Source organism: Rhodococcus sp. 14-2470-1b (genome assembly GCF_002259415.1).
Taxonomy (GTDB): domain Bacteria; phylum Actinomycetota; class Actinomycetes; order Mycobacteriales; family Mycobacteriaceae; genus Rhodococcoides.
In genome coordinates, this window is the sequence record NZ_NPFY01000011.1 from 305,044 (window position 1) to 321,098 (window position 16,055).

Sequence of the window (16,055 nt, forward strand, 5' to 3'; positions counted from 1 at the left end):
CTGCCGCTGTCGGGGTTCGCCGTGGTGGCGTGCGCGATCCTGTTCGCGTCGTGCATGCAGGCGTCCATCGGGTTCGGCATGGGAATGCTCGCGGCGCCGATCGTCGCGATCGTCGACCCTGGTCTCGTGCCCGGGACCCTGATCATGCTGGCGATCCTCGTCAGCACGATGGTGTTGATCAAGGAGGGGACCTCGCTGGATCTGTCCGGTGCCAGCTGGGCGCTGGCGGGCCGGGTTCCCGGCACGATTCTCGGCGCGTTGCTGTTGGTGGCGCTGCCGGAACGTGGCTTGGCGTTGATGCTCGCAGGTGTTGTTCTGCTCGGGATCGCACTGACGTCGTTCGGATGGATCCCCCTGCCGCGCAGGCGGAATCTGATGGTGGCCGGAGCTGCGTCCGGGTTGCTGGGCACCGCCACCTCGATCGGCGGTCCGCCCATGGCGCTGGTGTGGCAGCGCAACACGGGTGCGAAGCTACGCAGTACCATGAGCGCGTTCTTCCTTGTCGGATCCGTCATGTCGTTGGTCGCTCTCGCAGCCGCCGGGGCGGTGGACGGTCACACCGCCCTGTTGTTCGTTCTGCTCGCGCCGGCCACGATCCTCGGTTACGTACTGTCTCGTTTCGTCAACCGACTCATGGACCGTAGACGGCTGAGACTCACCGCCATCGTGGTCTCGACGATCGGTGCGGTCGTCCTGATCGGACAGCAGCTCGTCACCCTGTGAGTGTCAACTACTCACTAACTGGGTAGTTACGGCTCATGAGCGAACCCCAACACCGTGCCTTGATCGTCGGTGCCACCGGAATCTCCGGTCAAGCCCTGTGCCGCGAGACCCTCGCACAAGGTTGGACCACCTACGGGCTGAGCCGCAGCGGGAAGACCCCCGTCGACGGCGTCACGCCCGTGGCCGCCGACCTGCTCGACACCGCAAGCCTGACCGACGCTCTCGCCGAGGTGAACCCCGACATAGTCTTCTTCACGGCCTGGATGAAGAAGGACTCCGAGAAAGAGAACATCGAGGTCAACTCGGCCACGCTGCGCAACGTCCTCGACGTGCTCGGGCCGTCCGGAACGGTGAAACACGTCGCGCTGATGACCGGCCTCAAGCACTACCTCGGGCCGTTCGACGCCTACGGCGACGCCGTCATGGCCGAGACACCGTTCCACGAGTCGGAAGAGCGACTCGACACACCCAACTTCTACTACGCCCAGGAAGACGAACTGTTCGCCGGCGCGGACAAGTACGACTTCACGTGGAGTGTGCATCGTGCGCACACGATCTCCGGCTTCGCCGTCGGCAACGCGATGAACATGGTGCTTACCCTGTCCGTCTACGCCTCGATCTGCGCCGAGTTGGGCACCCCGTTCGTCTTTCCCGGGTCGGACACCCAGTGGAACGGTCTCACCGACCTCACCGACGCGGACCTGCTCGCGGAACAGATGGTGTGGGCATCGTCGAACGACAACGGAAAGAACGAAGCGTTCAACATCGCCAACGGCGACGTCTTCCGCTGGCGCTGGATGTGGCCGCAGTTCGCCGAAATGTTCGGTGTCGAGCCCGAAGGGTACGACACCGAACCACGTCCGCTCGAACCTCGGATGGCGGACGCCGCCGAGACATGGACACGTATCGCCGCCACGCACGATCTGGTCGAGCCCGACGTCACGAAGCTCGCGTCCTGGTGGCACACCGACGGCGACCTCGGCCGCGACATGGAGTGCCTCACCGACATGAACAAGTCGAAGAAAGCCGGTTTCCTCGGCTTCCGATCGACCCCCGATGGCATCGCATCGGTGGTCCAGCGTTACCGCGACGCTCGGCTGATTCCCTAGGCCGGCTCGTTTCGCTACACCCCTTCGGTCAGGTCCCTGACTTCTGCGTACCGTGCGCGGATCGACGGCGTCGGATCGGCCTCGTGGATGCGGGCGGGCGCCGACTCCCACTGCGGCGGCTCGGGCGTCTGCGCCAACGCCCATGCAGCTTGGCGGGCGGCGCCGTCGGCGACGTATTCGCCCGGCTCCGGAACCACGACGGGCATACCGAGAATGGCAGGCGCCAATTCACGCAGCGCTGCCGACTTGGCACCGCCGCCCACGAGCAGGACTCGCTTGGTCTCGATTCCGGCGTCTCGGAGTGCGTCGATGCCATCGGCCAGCCCGCACAGCAGGCCCTCGACGGCTGCGCGGGCCAGGTGACCTGGCGTCGAATTGCCCAGGCGTAGACCGTGAACGGCCCCGGATGCGTCCGGCCGGTTGGGTGTTCGCTCGCCTTCGAGGTACGGAACGAGAACGAGGCCGTCACTCGGTGTCGCCAATGCGAGCCGAGACAGTTCTGCATGGTCGACGCCCAGCAACGACGCCGTTGCGTCGAGCACTCTCGCTGCGTTCAGCGTGCAGACCAACGGCAACTGGCGTCCGGTCGCGTCGGCGAAACCAGCAATGATTCCCGACGGGTCGGCCGCGGCGACGTCGGTCACCGCCGAGACGACACCCGACGTGCCGACCGATACCACCACGTCGCCAGGGCGAGCAGCCAATCCGAGTGCGGCTGCCGCATTGTCACCGGTACCGGGACCGATCACCGCACCGCCTGCCGTCTCGCCGATACGCTCGAACGGCGTTGCAACTCTGGGCAATCGGGGCGTCCGGCCGCGGAATCCCAGTTCCAGCAAATCGTGTCGGTACTGTCCGGTCGCCGCCGAGAAGTACCCAGTACCACTGGCGTCGCCGCGGTCCGTGGCGAGCGCGTCCAGGCCCGGGGCGCCGGCTAGCTGCCAGCTCAGCCAGTCGTGCGGAAGGCACACCGCTGCAGTGCGATCTGCGTTCTCCGGCTCGTTGTCCGCGAGCCACCGAAGCTTCGTCACCGTGATGGACGCCAGCGGAACCACGCCGACGGCGTCGGCCCAACCCTGCGCGCCCAACTCCTCCACCAGGTCGGCACCCGACGGTGCCGACCGTGTGTCGTTCCACAGAAGTGCAGGCCGAACGACATCGCCCGACGAGTCCAGACAGATCATCCCGTGCTGCTGAGCGCCGACGGACACGGCGTCGACGTCGTCCAGTCCACCCGCGTCGGCGACAGCGGTGTCGAGGGCCTTCTTCCACTCGGCCGGGTCCACCTCGGTTCCGGACGGGTGCGAGGCCCGCCCACTACGAACGAGCTCTCCCGAATCCGCATCGCGTACAAAGACTTTGCACGATTGAGTGGACGAGTCGATACCTGCGACGAGAGCCAAGATCGAAGATCCTTCCAGCGCGAGAAACGGTTCAGTCGACTCTACCGGCCCGGACGAACGACACAGCCGATTCCGTAAGTAGGAGTTCTCGACACTCGCGAAACTGGGATACCTTCGTCAGCTATGCGTGACACCGAGGACTCCGAGGCCTTCCGTCTGACCGTGGCGAAGGCCGCACTCGACCTGTTCTCCGTCCGCGGATACGACGCCACCTCGGTGGACGACATCGCCGAGGCGTCGGGCATCTCGCGTCGTACGTTCTTTCGCCAGTTCAAGGGCAAGGACGACGTCATCTTCGTCGACCACGAGATCCTCCTCGCTCAGGCCGCCGCGTTCCTCGAGGCCGAACACGACGATCCCTGGGTTGCCGTGTGCGACGCGGCCCAACTCGTGTTCGATCGTTTCACCGACTGGAAGGAGTACGCCCGACTCCGCTACCAGGTGGTTCACCAGAATCCTGCGCTGCGCGACCGAGAAATCGTGACCGTGTTCAAGTACGAGCGACTGTTCGTCGAGTACCTGCGCAGCGCCGCCCCCGACCACTCGCACCTCGAAACGATCCAGTTCTGCGCGACGATCACAGCCACCCACAACTACGTGCTGCGACGAATGATCCGCGACGGCATCGACATCGCGCCCGCTGATCTGCAGACTGCTCTCAGCAGGGTGCGTGCGGGCTACGGCGCAACAGGAAGCGGGGCGGGATCCGATTCCGCGTCCGCCGGCAAGTCGGACGACGTCGTGGTGGCCGTGTTCCGGCGGGGAACATCGGCCGAGGCCGTCGTCGACGCACTCGGCGAGCATCTGGACGGGTGAGATTTCGGCTCATCCAGCGAGCAAACTTGGCACCCAGTGCCACGAATCCTTGCTCGAATGTCCAACTCTGCCGTAGTCTCGACGCATACGTGGCACTGAGTGCCTGTCGATCTATGCCGTAGGAGTTGCACCATGGCCGGTAATCCGGACTTCGACCTCTTCCGTCTTCCGGAGGAGCACGACGAGCTGCGCGCAGCCATCCGCGCGCTGTCCGAGAAGGAAATCGCCCCGCACGCCAAGGCTGTGGACGAGGATTCTCGCTTCCCCGAGGAGGCGTTGACTGCGCTCAACAACTCCGGATTCAACGCCATCCACGTCCCCGAGGAGTACGAGGGCCAGGGAGCGGACTCGGTTGCCACCTGCATCGTCATCGAGGAAGTGGCCCGTGTCTGCGGATCGTCCTCGCTGATCCCCGCCGTGAACAAGCTCGGCACCATGGGCCTGATTCTCAACGGCTCCGACGAGCTGAAGAAGCAGGTCCTCCCATCGCTCGCCGGCGGCGCGATGGCGTCGTACGCCCTGTCCGAGCGTGAGGCGGGTTCCGACGCCGCCAGCATGCGAACCCGCGCCGCAGCCGACGGTGACGACTGGATCCTCAACGGCTCCAAGTGCTGGATCACCAACGGCGGAAAGTCGGACTGGTACACGGTCATGGCCGTCACCGACCCCGACAAGGGTGCCAACGGCATCAGCTCCTTCATCGTGCACAAGGACGACGAGGGCTTCGTCGTCGGCCCGAAGGAGAAGAAGCTCGGCATCAAGGGTTCGCCGACGGCCGAGCTGTACTTCGAGAACTGCAAGATCCCCGGCGACCGCATCATCGGCGAGCCCGGCACCGGCTTCAAGACTGCACTGCAGACCCTCGATCACACGCGTCCCACGATCGGCGCTCAGGCCGTGGGCCTGGCACAGGGCGCACTCGACGCCGCGATCGAATACACCAAGGACCGCAAGCAGTTCGGCCAGTCCATCTCGAGCTTCCAGGCCGTGCAGTTCATGCTGGCCGACATGGCGATGAAGGTCGAAGCAGCGCGCCTCATGGTCTACACCTCGGCTGCCCGCGCCGAGCGTGGCGAGAAGAACCTCGGATTCATCTCCGCCGCATCGAAGTGCTTCGCGTCCGACGTCGCGATGGAGGTCACCACCGACGCCGTTCAGCTGTTCGGCGGCGCCGGATACACCACCGACTTCCCGGTCGAGCGGATGATGCGCGACGCCAAGATCACCCAGATCTACGAGGGCACCAACCAGATCCAGCGTGTCGTCATGTCCCGGGCGCTGCTGAAATGAGCAACATCGAACTGGTAGGAGTCATCGGCGGCGGCACCATGGGCGCCGGTATCGCCGAGGTCGCTGCGCGCGCGGGCTCGTCGGTCATCGTTCTCGAGACCAGCCAGGCAGCCGCCGACGCAGCCGAGGCACGCCTGGACAAGTCCTTCGCTCGCGCAGTCAAATCCGGACGCATCGAGGCCGACGCAGCCGAGAAAGCCCGCGCGGCAATCTCGTTGACGCTGGACATCGAGGACTTCGCGGACCGTGACCTGGTCGTCGAAGCTGCACCCGAGATCGAGTCGCTCAAACTCGAGCTGTTCGGCAAGCTCGATTCCATCGTCAAGCCCGAGGGCATCCTCGCGACCAACACGTCGTCGATTCCCGTCATCAAGATGGCGAACGCCACGAAGCGGCCGGGCCAGGTCGTCGGCGTCCACTTCTTCAATCCGGTACCGGTGCTCCCTCTCGTGGAGATCGTCGTGAGCCTGGTGACCAGCGAAGAGACCGTCGCCGCCGTCACCGAATACGCGGGGAACACCCTCGGCAAGAAGACGATTCGCTCCGGAGACCGGGCCGGGTTCATCGTCAACGCTCTGCTCATCCCGTACCTGGTGTCCGCGATCAGGATGTTCGAAACCGGCTTCGCCAGCGCCGAGGACATCGACGAGGGCATGGTCAACGGCTGCGCCCATCCGATGGGACCCTTGCGCCTGACCGATACGGTCGGCCTCGACGTCACCCTGGCCGTCGCGGAATCGCTGTACGCAGAGTTCGGCGAAACCCACTACGCACCGCCTCCGCTGCTTCGACGCAAGGTCGAAGCCGGGCAGCTCGGCCGCAAGACCGGTCAAGGCTTCTACACCTACTGATCCACCGCTCCACCGCTCCACCAATCCACCGCGGCATGAATGCGCCATGGCAACGCTCAGACGGTTGCTGTGGCGCAGTCATGCGTTTGCGACGCATGACTGCAGGGAAAGCAGCGTGGGTACTGAATCGAGACAACGGTTCGCATTCACACTCCATGTTGGGAGACGCATTCACCGTGACGGACCAATACACATTCACCGATCCTGTGACGCAGTACCGTCAGGATGGGTACCCCGAGCAGCATCAGGATCCGCCGGGTCTCGCCTCGGATCTGGAACCGAAGGCCGATCACGGCGAGGACACCTACCGTGGCACGAACAGGCTGGAGGGACGTAAAGCCCTTGTCACCGGTGCTGATTCGGGCATCGGACGGGCGGCTGCCATTGCCATCGCTCGTGAAGGCGCGGATGTCGTGCTCAATTATCTGCCGTCGGAGGAGAAGGACGCACAGGAAGTCGCGCAGCTGATTCGCGACGCCGGACGCACGGCTGTACTTGCGCCCGCCGATCTGACCGACGAGCAGGGTGCCCGCGGGATCGTCCGGACAACCGTCGAGGAGCTCGGTGGACTGGACCTGCTCGTCACGGTGGCCGGCAAGCAGCAGTTCGTCGAGGACTTGGCCGATCTGACCTCCGAGCAGTTCGATGCGACGTTCAAGACGAACGTCTACGCGCTGTTCTGGACCATTCAGGAAGCCGTTCCGCATATGCCGCCGGGGTCGACGATCGTCAACACCAGTTCCATTCAGGCGTACACGCCGTCGCCTGGACTCGTGGATTACGCCACCACCAAGATGGCCATCAACACGATGAGCAAGGCACTTGCACAACAGCTGGCGCCCAAGGGAATTCGGGTGAACGTCGTGGCGCCTGGCCCGTTCTGGACGCCGTTGCAGGCGTCGGGCGGGCAGCCGACGTCGGCGCTGCCGGAGTTCGGCAAGGAGACCCCGCTCGGCCGCGCAGGCCAGCCCGCCGAACTCGTCGGGGCATACGTCTACCTGTCGTCCGCGGAATCGGGCTACGTGACCGGTGAGACTCTCAACGTCAACGGCGGAATGCCGACGCCGTAGAGCGGATGGGAGGCCTGCCGGGTGGGCAGACCTCCCACGTCCCGCTAGTCCTTCGGGCCGCCGGCGGCGTAGACGACCTGCCCGGAGATGAAGCCTGCACCCTCGCTGACGAAGAACGACGCGAGGTGTGCGATGTCGTCGGGGTTGCCGACTCGGTTGACTGGAATCTGCGACGCCGCAGCGGCTTTGAAGTCCTCGAACGGCATGCCGACGCGTTCGGCCGTCGCTGCCGTCATCTCGGTCTCGATGAAGCCGGGAGCGATGGCGTTGGCGGTGACGCCGAACTTGCCGAGTTCGATGGCCAGCGTCTTGGTGAATCCCTGCATGCCTGCCTTGGCGGCCGAGTAGTTGGCCTGCCCACGGTTGCCGAGCGCCGAGGTGCTCGAGAGGTTCACGATGCGACCCCACTTGGCGTCGATCATGTGCTTCTGGATCGCGCGGGTCATCAGGAACGAGCCGCGCAGATGCACACCGAGCACCGAGTCCCAGTCTTCGACGGTCATCTTGAACAGCAGGTTGTCCCGCGTGATTCCGGCGTTGTTGATCAAGACGGTCGGCGCACCGAACTCGGTTGCGATACGGTCCACCGCGGTCTTCACCGACTCCTCGTCGGCGACGTTCGCGCCGATGGCCACCGCCTGTCCGCCTGCGGACTGAATCGCGCCGACGGTGTCGGAACATGCGGCCTCGTCGAGGTCCACGACTGCGACACCGAATCCGTCCTTGGCCAGGCGTTTCGCTACCGCAGCGCCGATTCCCCGTGCTGCTCCGGTCACCACTGCGGTCTTGACTGCATCACTCACGTGCGTCTCCTGAAGTTGCGATGGATGAAACCTCTGCCACCTGTTCTACCAATAACCGAGTGACTGCTCAGTAGGCGGCTACCGCGCCGTCGAGGGCCTTCTGCATACCGTCGGACACGGTGCGCGTGATGTGCAACGGTTTGTCCGGCAGACCGGTGATCGGAGTGTCGATGTACACGCTCGCCGATTTGAGCTTCTGCGGGTCGCCGTAGCTCAGCCCGATGCAGATCAGGACCGGCTCGACGCCGAGTGCACGAACGCGCGAGACGATGTGGCCGATGCCGCTGCCCACCTTCTGCACCTTCGTGGGATCCTCGAGGTTGCAGGTTCCTTCGGGGAAGATCGCCAAGTCGTCACCGCGTCTCACCCGCTCGGCACTGACGTCCATCATGCGGTTGCCTGCCGCGCTGACGGCCCGCATTCCGTGATTCTTGCCGCGGAACACAGGTATTCCGCCCATCATGTCGATCCGTCTGCGCTGCTTGGGTTCCTGGAACAGCTCGTCCTTGGCCAGAACACGGGTGCGTCCGATCACCGGTCGCAGCGGCGACGCCCATGCCGTCGCGGCGACGGTGTACGGGTCAGTCTCCGACAGATGGTTGACGGCAATGATCAGGCGCGTGTCGTCGTAGACGAGGCGGCGAAGTTCCTCCCGTGCACCCTCGGGGTAGCTCACGCGCGGCTTGAAGCGCCTGGCAAGCGTTGCGTAGGCCAATCTCGCGACCTGACGGTTCTGCTGGTGGCGCAGATAGAAGTCGTAAACAGTGGTGTCGTTCTCCAGAATTACCGCGGGTCGATCCATGGAGGGAAGCTTAGCTACCCGAAGATCGGAAACCGACGCTTCGTCGCGAGGTCGTCCATTCCGCTCTGGATGAGCGCGCGCACTTCCTCGTATTTCGCGTCGACGTAGTCCTCGTCCTCGCAGCGCGTCGGGTCGTGGTCGACGGTGATCGCCGGCATGAACCTGGTGCGGATCTTCGCCGGAAGCGGAATCTGAGGAAGCGCCGCGGGAGCAATGATCCACGGCAGAGACAGTGCTATCGGGAACACCTTCAGCCGCGCGACCTTGTCGAGACCGAGCACCCGTGCGAGCCTGTCGCCTCGAACGAGTACTGGCATGGCGTCGGCCCCACCGACCGTCGCGACCGGGACGATCGGCACGCCCATGCGGATCGCCATCTTGACGAAACCCGTTCGCCCGCCGAGGGTTGCGACATCCCGTTCACTCCACGGCCGCAGCGAGTCCACTTCCCCGCCCGGCCAGACGATGACGTCGCGGCCCTCGGCCAGTGCGGTCGCCATGGAATCGGGGGCGGCCGGGAGCACGCCCATCGCCCGGAACACCGTTCCGATGACGGGAAACGCCATCAACGCGTCGTGGGCTGTGCCGTGCAGAGTTCGCTTCTCGCCGAAACGACGCCACCACTGGGCGCCGACTGTCCATGCGTCCCACACGAACGGCGCACCGGTATGAACTCCGACGACGAGCACCGGCGGGTCCGGGATGTTGTCCCACCCGTCGATCTCCATGCGGAACCACTTGTCCGTGACGAAGCGCCAGAACCGTACCTGCCGATCCATCGCGGCCGTGTCCTGGTCGTCGAGGTCCCAGTCCCCCGCCCGTTCGGCGACGTATCCCCCCAAGCCCCCTTCTTGCCGATCGCGGCGGCGCTTCATCTTCACCCGTGCCGCCGCGGCCTGCCGCTGAGCTTGCTCCTGCAGTTCCTCACTTCGGTGATCTGCATCACTCATACCCGAACCGTACTCCACCTCGTCAAGAACTGATGTCCGGACAAAACATCGCACCGACGATCGTCAACGCCGCATCGCTCTGATTCCGACCCCGAGTCCGACGACGGCAACACTCACGGCCGCCACCGCACCGTGCAGCACCTCAACGGACGCGAAATCTCCCGCGAACAAGGCCCGTTCGGCGCTGACGACGTAACCGAGAGGGTTGACGTCGACGAGAACCTGCATCCATCCCGGAGCATCGTCCAACGGCAGCATCGTGCCGGACAAGATCAGCAGCGGGAACATGAGCGTCTGCTGCACTGCCCAGAAAACCCAGTCCTGCGCCTGAACCGTGAGCGCCAACGAGTACGACAGCGCGCCCAGACCGATGCCGAACACTCCGAGAAGGAGAATTCCGACGACTGCGCCGAACGGATCGACCGACAGTCCGAGGGGCAACGCCACGAGCACGATCAACACCGACTGGGCTGCGAGCGGCACCATCTCCTTCACCGCCCGTCCGATGAGCAGAGCGGATCTGGGCAACGGAGTGACGAGCATGCGCTCGTGCGATCCCTCGCGGAGCTCCATGAGCAGATTGGACCCGGTCATCGATGTACCGAAGATCGCGATCATCGCGAGCACCCCCGGCACGAACCAGTCCCACACGTTGCCGTCGCCGAGGCCGGGAATGCCACCCAGAAGCGGACCGAACAAGGCGAGCAGGATCAAGGGTTGAGTAAGACTGAAAACTAACGTGAACGGGTCCCGAACCATCGGGCGCAGTTCACGGTTCATGACCAACACACTGCCTGTGACTACGTTCATGCCGATCTCCTTCACACCGTTGCGTTTTCACGAAGACTGCGGCCGGTCAGGCCGAGGAACACGTCGTCGAGAGTCGGACGAGACAGGTCTGCGGCCTCGATGGAGAAGCCGCGTGACTCACTGCGACGCAACAGCTCCGGCAGAGCACGATCCCCGCGTGCGACCCGTATGTTCAGCCGGTGCCCCGACGTCGTGATGTCGCGAACCCCGTCGACGCCCTGCACCACCGCTGCCAATGCCTCCGCCGTCAATGCCTCCGCCGCACCGGACGAGGAAGACGCCGACAGACTGAGCGTCACCAGGTCACCTGCCAACTCGGCTTTCAGCGCGTCGGCAGTGTCATCGGCGATGATCGTGCCCTTGTCGATGACGACGACCCGTTCCGCCATGGAATCCGCCTCGTCGAGATAGTGCGTCGTCAACACGATGGTGGTCCCCATCTCCTTCCTCAGCCGAAGGATGTGGTCCCACAAGTTGGCCCGGCTCTGCGGGTCCATTCCAGTCGACGGCTCGTCCAGGAACAGCAGCGGCGGCCGGTGCACCAGCCCGATCGCGATGTCGAGGCGACGACGCTGGCCTCCCGAGAGCGTGCCGACGGTCCTCTTCTCGAGATCCGTCAGGTCCAGTGCGGACAACAGTTCATCCGCACGAGAAGCAGCCTGCTGCTTGGGCATTCCGTAGCAGAGTCCCTGGGTGATCAGCTCGTCGCGCACGCGCTGGTTGTGGCCACCCCCGTTGCCCTGTCCGACGTACCCGAGACTGCGCCTCACCGCATCACGGTCGGTCTCGATACTGTGGCCCGCGATTCGAGCCGAGCCCGAGGTAGGCGGCAACAGTGTGGTGAGCATCCGGAGTGTGGTCGATTTGCCCGCGCCGTTCGGGCCGAGCAACGCAACCAGCTCGCCTTCGGCCACGGACAGGTCGATGCCCCGAACAGCCTCGACTGTCGATTTCCCCCTGTTGAAACTCTTCGTCAATCCTGTCGTTTCGATCATGTGAGCCCCTCTTCTGCCCGTGCGGATCCTGACGGAGGAGACGCTAGGACCCCTTGCGGACGGTTACGGTCCGCAGTCGAGGAGCATTTGTGTGAATGCTCTCCCAGCGGGTATCTCGGGCTCAGGCAACCTGAAGGGACTACTTGTCATGGCCAAGAACAAGACCGCGCCCGGTCCGCGTTGGATCAAGACCGCAGAGAACCGCACCGGAATCATCCTCGTGATGTCAGGAATAGTTGCGGCAGCACTGTTCATCACCGCCCTCGCAGGCGGGTTCGAAGGGTGGGTATGGATCGCCGGCATCGCGACGATCGTTCTGGTGGCCTCCGGAGTTCTGCTGCTACGCGCCGGGGCGAAGCGTGCCACGGCAGCTCGGCCCGTCCTCTACCATCCCGATTCTCCGGATGTGGTGCTCGACATCGATCCCGACACCGGGGAACGAACACCGCACAAGGACTGAGCAAACCTGTCGCACCCTCGTCGAGTGGAGTCGATCCACTCGATGAGCTGCTGCAAATTTTGTCTTAACATTCGTACATGGTTTGGTGTACTGTTCAATCACCATAGTGACACAGCACACATGACGGCCTCGCACCCGACCGTCCCGAACCGAAGAAGGACACAACCAATGTCCGCATCCACCACGCCTGACCTGACTCCTGCACTCGCCCAGCGGGTGCACCGGCATCACGTCGTCATCATCGGCTCCGGGTTCGGGGGTCTCTTCGCAGCGAAACAACTGCGCAAGGCCAACGTCGACGTCACCTTGATCGCCAAGACCACACACCACCTCTTCCAGCCACTGCTGTACCAGGTGGCCACCGGCATCCTCTCCGAAGGAGAGATCGCGCCCTCCACCCGAATGATCCTCAAGGACCAGCACAACGCCTCGGTGATCCTCGGCGAGGTCAATGCCATCGACCTCGAGAACCGAGTCGTCACCTCCCAGTTCCTCGAGCGCATCACCGAAACCAGCTACGACAGCATCATCGTCGCCGCAGGCGCGGGCCAGTCCTACTTCGGCAACGACCACTTCGCCGAATACGCACCGGGCATGAAAACCATCGACGACGCCCTCGAACTCCGCGGCCGCATCCTCGGAGCCTTCGACCAGGCCGAACTCGCCACGGACCCGGCCGAGATCGAGAAGCTGCTGACCTTCGTCGTCGTCGGTGCCGGACCTACCGGCGTCGAAATGGCAGGCCAGATCGCCGAACTCGCGAACAAGACCCTCGACGGCACCTTCCGGCACATCGACTCCCGATCAGCGAAGGTCATCCTGCTCGACGCCGCACCCAAGGTCCTGCCCCCGTTCGCCGACTCCCTTGGCCAGGCGGCCGCGAAACGACTCACGAAAATGGGCGTCGACATCCAACTCGGCGCGATGGTCACCGACCTCGACGCCAACGGCTTGACCGTCAAGGACAGTGACGGAAGTGTCCGACGCATCGCCTCGCGAACCAAGGTCTGGTCTGCAGGTGTCGCCGCGAGCCCCCTCGGCAAGACCCTCGCCGAGCAGTCCGGAGCCGAGATCGACCGCGCAGGCCGCGTCATGGTGAACAAGGACCTCACCCTCCCCGGCCACCCCGAAGTGTTCGTCGTCGGCGACATGATGGCACTGGACAAGCTCCCCGGTGTCGCGCAGGTCGCGATCCAGGGTGGCCGATACGCAGCACGTGTCATCGAAGACGGCGTCGAAGCAGTGCGCGCGGGCAAGCAGGTACCCGAGCGCAAGGACTTCAAGTATTTCGACAAGGGCTCGATGGCGACGGTGTCCCGCTTCTCCGCCGTCGCGCAGGTCGGCCCCATCAAGATCACCGGCTTCATCGCCTGGGTCATGTGGCTGCTGGTGCACCTGCTCTACATCGTCGGCTTCCGCAGCCGCCTGACCACAGTCATCTCCTGGCTGACCGCGTTCTTCTCCCGCGGACGAGGTCAGCTGGCGATGACCGAACAGCAGGTCGACGCCAGACGTGCCATGTTCTACTTCACCGCACCGGAAACTCCAGGAGGCGACGCCCCCGTCACTGCACCGGAGCCAGAATCCTCCACGCGCCCACTACAAGACAGCCGGACGTAACCAGCAGGAACAGGCCCACCCAGACGATTCCAGGTAGGAACGTCAGACGAGCCAACTGATCGGCGTCGGAATCGCGTGCCCGTCCTCGACTGCGTGAACGTTGCAGTTCGAGGACGGGCCGTGGTCCGGCGATCAGCAAGAAGAACGTGATGAAGTACGCGGCGGCCACCTGCTGCTCACCGGTTCCCCACCAAGACACCGCGAACAGCGCCGCACCGACCACGACCAACGACACCAATCCGTAGACGTTGCGAATCATCAGCAGCATCAGTGCGATCGAGACGATCCCGATCCACAGCACCGCCGACGCGTGCTGCGTCCCCAGTACGAATGCAGCCCCGAGGCCGAGCAGCGACGGTCCGACATAGCCGGCGAACGTCATCGCGATGACCCCGAGGCCCGTCGGCTTGCCCTTCGAAATAGCGACCCCCGACGTATCGGAGTGCAGTCGCAGTCCCACCAGTTGCCTGCCGGTGATCAGCGCCACGAACAGGTGAGCGCCCTCGTGGGCGATGGTCACGACATTGCGGGCAACCCTCCACGTCTGCGGAATCGACACGATCGCCAGAGCCACCAGAGCTGCTACTTGGACGATCCAGACAGGCGGATCAGGACTCACCGCGGAAACGCGGTCCCAGAATTGCTGCACACCACACCCTATGCGAGTGCACTCGTGCGCTTGCAGTGCTGCAGCCGGCGCCGGTCCGCTTCAGGACGCCGTCGATCGAGTCTCGCTTCGGACCACGACCTTCAGAACCGTGCTCAGACAGGGCGCAGCAACGATCGACGCCGCGGAGGGAGAGGCTCGGGTGTCTTGTCGGCCAACAAGGTCAATGCTCGACGGATTTCCAGCCGAGTCTGCGACGGTTCGATGACGGCATCGATGTACCCACGTTCGGCTGCCGTGTACGGCGTCGCGACGTATTCGTTGTAGAAGTCGATGAAGTCCTGACGCACCTGCGGACCGTTCTCGCCCGCTGCCTCGATTTCCCGACGCTTCAGCAGCCCGACAGCACCCTCGGCGCCCATCACGGCGATGCGGGCCGTCGGCCACGCGAAATTGAGATCCGCGCCGAGGTTCTTGGAACCCATTACTGCATAACCACCCCCGTACGCCTTGCGGATGACGACGGTTACTTTCGGGACGGTCGATTCGATCACCGCCGCGAGCAGTTTCGCGCCACGGTAGATCACACCGGCGCGTTCCTGCTCCAACCCCGGCAGATAGCCGGGAATGTCGACGAGGAACACGATGGGGATGGCGAAGGCGTCGCAGATGTAGATGAAGCGTGCAGCCTTCTCCGAACTGGCGATGTCCAGAGCACCACTGAGATAGGTCGGCTGGTTCGCGACGACGCCGACGGTTCTGCCGTCGACGCGGGTGAAGGCAGTGATGACGTTCGGTGCGTACAGCGCGCCGACCTCGAGGAACTCCCCGTCGTCGAAGACCTTCGTCATGACGTCGTGCATGTCGTACGCGGTGTTGTCCGAGTCGGGAAGGAAGGAATCGAGGCTCAGATCCGATTCCGTCACAGTCGGTTCCAGACCTGGGTTCACGACGGGTGCGATCTCGTGGCAGTTGCTCGGCAGGTAACCGAGGAGCGTCTTCACCCACGCGAATGCATCGGGCTCGGAATCGGCGACGTGATGCACGGTGCCGTAGCTCGCCTGCTTCGTCGCGCCGCCGAGATCCTCGGCTGAAATGTTCTCCCCGGTCACCGCTTTGAGCACGTCGGGTCCGGTGACGAACATGTACGCCTGATCCTGCACTGCGACGATGAAGTCGGTGCACGCAGGTGAATACGCCGCACCGCCTGCACACTTGCCGAGCATGATGGAGATCTGCGGCGCCAATCCGGACAGCAGCCGTTGGCGACGCCCGATCTCCGAATAGAAGGCCAGCGACGTCACGGCATCCTGCACCCGTGCACCGCCGGAATCGTTGATACCGATGATCGGACACGCCGTCTTGGCGGCCAGTTCCATCATCGCAACGACCTTGCGCCCGAACATCTCTCCGAGCGACCCACCGAACACCGTGTTGTCGTGCGAATACACGACGACAGGCCTGCCCCCGACGGTGCCGCGCCCGGTGACGACGCCGTCGCCGTACGGATTCTTCGGGCTACCGGGAGCCCGCATCAAGGCACCGTACTCGACGAAGCTACCGGGATCGAGCAACGCATCGATGCGGTCCCGCGGACCCGGCAGCCCCGCGGCACTTCTCTTGGCGATCGCCCGCTCACTACCAGGGTTACGCGCGTGTTCGAGTTTCTCGGCGAGAGTCGCCAGTTTTTCAGCTGTCGCGTTCAGAACGAACTCCGTTGTTCGATGCGGACCCCGGTGCGAGCAT

General features: G+C 64.3%; 16 protein-coding genes. 8 read left to right on the forward strand and 8 right to left on the reverse strand.

All coding sequences use genetic code 11. The features are described 5' to 3' along the window. The first annotated feature begins 6 nt into the window (after positions 1 to 6). A complete protein-coding gene (locus CH293_RS08460) occupies positions 7 to 723 on the forward strand; it encodes a sulfite exporter TauE/SafE family protein (RefSeq protein ID WP_176459961.1) in 717 nt (238 codons plus the stop codon). Between the two features lie 35 nt (positions 724 to 758). Further along, the gene (locus CH293_RS08465; RefSeq protein ID WP_037112116.1) at positions 759 to 1,832 is read left to right on the forward strand and encodes an SDR family oxidoreductase; all 1,074 of its coding nucleotides are present in this window, start codon (positions 759 to 761) and stop codon (positions 1,830 to 1,832) included. A gap of 14 nt (positions 1,833 to 1,846) precedes the next feature. Here the strand turns inward: CH293_RS08465 and xylB are convergent, their stop codons facing one another. Beyond that, positions 1,847 to 3,235 carry a xylulokinase gene (gene xylB, locus CH293_RS08470; protein WP_037112118.1) on the reverse strand — a complete coding sequence of 463 codons (1,389 nt, stop codon included), beginning with the start codon at positions 3,233 to 3,235 and terminating at the stop codon, positions 1,847 to 1,849. Positions 3,236 to 3,358: 123 nt separating this feature from the next. On the opposite strand from xylB, the gene CH293_RS08475 reads away from it, so the two are divergent. The 4 genes from CH293_RS08475 to CH293_RS08490 all read left to right on the forward strand — a co-directional run bounded on the left by CH293_RS08475 (position 3,359) and on the right by CH293_RS08490 (position 7,262). Then, complete coding sequence (locus tag CH293_RS08475) at positions 3,359 to 4,051, forward strand: TetR family transcriptional regulator (protein WP_094719954.1); 693 nt, start codon at positions 3,359 to 3,361, stop codon at positions 4,049 to 4,051. Positions 4,052 to 4,183: 132 nt separating this feature from the next. Continuing rightward, positions 4,184 to 5,341 (forward strand): acyl-CoA dehydrogenase, encoded by a 1,158-nt coding sequence (locus CH293_RS08480; protein ID WP_019666868.1) that lies wholly within the window; start codon positions 4,184 to 4,186, stop codon positions 5,339 to 5,341. A gap of 5 nt (positions 5,342 to 5,346) precedes the next feature. Beyond that, a complete protein-coding gene (locus tag CH293_RS08485; RefSeq protein WP_303396209.1) occupies positions 5,347 to 6,192 on the forward strand; it encodes a 3-hydroxybutyryl-CoA dehydrogenase in 846 nt (281 codons plus the stop codon). 158 nt (positions 6,193 to 6,350) lie between these two features. Continuing rightward, entirely contained in the window at positions 6,351 to 7,262 is a 912-nt protein-coding gene (locus CH293_RS08490) for an SDR family oxidoreductase (protein WP_094720093.1), read from the forward strand. A 44-nt stretch (positions 7,263 to 7,306) separates the two neighbouring features. Here CH293_RS08490 and fabG read toward each other — a convergent pair whose 3' ends face one another. The 5 genes from fabG to CH293_RS08515 form a co-directional block, all read right to left on the reverse strand. Beyond that, complete coding sequence (fabG, locus tag CH293_RS08495; RefSeq protein WP_037112123.1) at positions 7,307 to 8,065, reverse strand: 3-oxoacyl-ACP reductase FabG; 759 nt, start codon at positions 8,063 to 8,065, stop codon at positions 7,307 to 7,309. Positions 8,066 to 8,132: 67 nt separating this feature from the next. Continuing rightward, complete coding sequence (locus CH293_RS08500) at positions 8,133 to 8,867, reverse strand: 1-acyl-sn-glycerol-3-phosphate acyltransferase (protein ID WP_094719956.1); 735 nt, start codon at positions 8,865 to 8,867, stop codon at positions 8,133 to 8,135. Positions 8,868 to 8,881: 14 nt separating this feature from the next. Continuing rightward, complete coding sequence (locus tag CH293_RS08505; RefSeq protein ID WP_170945189.1) at positions 8,882 to 9,817, reverse strand: lysophospholipid acyltransferase family protein; 936 nt, start codon at positions 9,815 to 9,817, stop codon at positions 8,882 to 8,884. 63 nt (positions 9,818 to 9,880) lie between these two features. Continuing rightward, complete coding sequence (locus tag CH293_RS08510; protein WP_094720094.1) at positions 9,881 to 10,627, reverse strand: ABC transporter permease; 747 nt, start codon at positions 10,625 to 10,627, stop codon at positions 9,881 to 9,883. Positions 10,628 to 10,638: 11 nt separating this feature from the next. Beyond that, the gene (locus tag CH293_RS08515) at positions 10,639 to 11,622 is read right to left on the reverse strand and encodes an ATP-binding cassette domain-containing protein (protein WP_094719957.1); all 984 of its coding nucleotides are present in this window, start codon (positions 11,620 to 11,622) and stop codon (positions 10,639 to 10,641) included. A gap of 91 nt (positions 11,623 to 11,713) precedes the next feature. Between CH293_RS08515 and CH293_RS08520 the strand changes: the two genes are divergently transcribed. Both CH293_RS08520 and CH293_RS08525 read left to right on the forward strand, forming a co-directional pair. Continuing rightward, positions 11,714 to 12,082 (forward strand): hypothetical protein, encoded by a 369-nt coding sequence (locus tag CH293_RS08520; protein WP_037109354.1) that lies wholly within the window; start codon positions 11,714 to 11,716, stop codon positions 12,080 to 12,082. Between the two features lie 168 nt (positions 12,083 to 12,250). Next, complete coding sequence (locus CH293_RS08525; protein WP_037109357.1) at positions 12,251 to 13,702, forward strand: NAD(P)/FAD-dependent oxidoreductase; 1,452 nt, start codon at positions 12,251 to 12,253, stop codon at positions 13,700 to 13,702. Here the strand turns inward: CH293_RS08525 and CH293_RS08530 are convergent. Both CH293_RS08530 and CH293_RS08535 read right to left on the reverse strand, forming a co-directional pair. Then, the gene (locus CH293_RS08530; protein WP_094719958.1) at positions 13,647 to 14,351 is read right to left on the reverse strand and encodes a M50 family metallopeptidase; all 705 of its coding nucleotides are present in this window, start codon (positions 14,349 to 14,351) and stop codon (positions 13,647 to 13,649) included. The genes CH293_RS08525 and CH293_RS08530 overlap by 56 nt on opposite strands. Before the next feature lie 113 nt (positions 14,352 to 14,464). Beyond that, on the reverse strand, positions 14,465 to 16,015 hold the full coding sequence (locus CH293_RS08535; RefSeq protein WP_170945209.1) for an acyl-CoA carboxylase subunit beta: 1,551 nt from the start codon (positions 16,013 to 16,015) through the stop codon (positions 14,465 to 14,467). Positions 16,016 to 16,055: the final 40 nt, after the last annotated feature.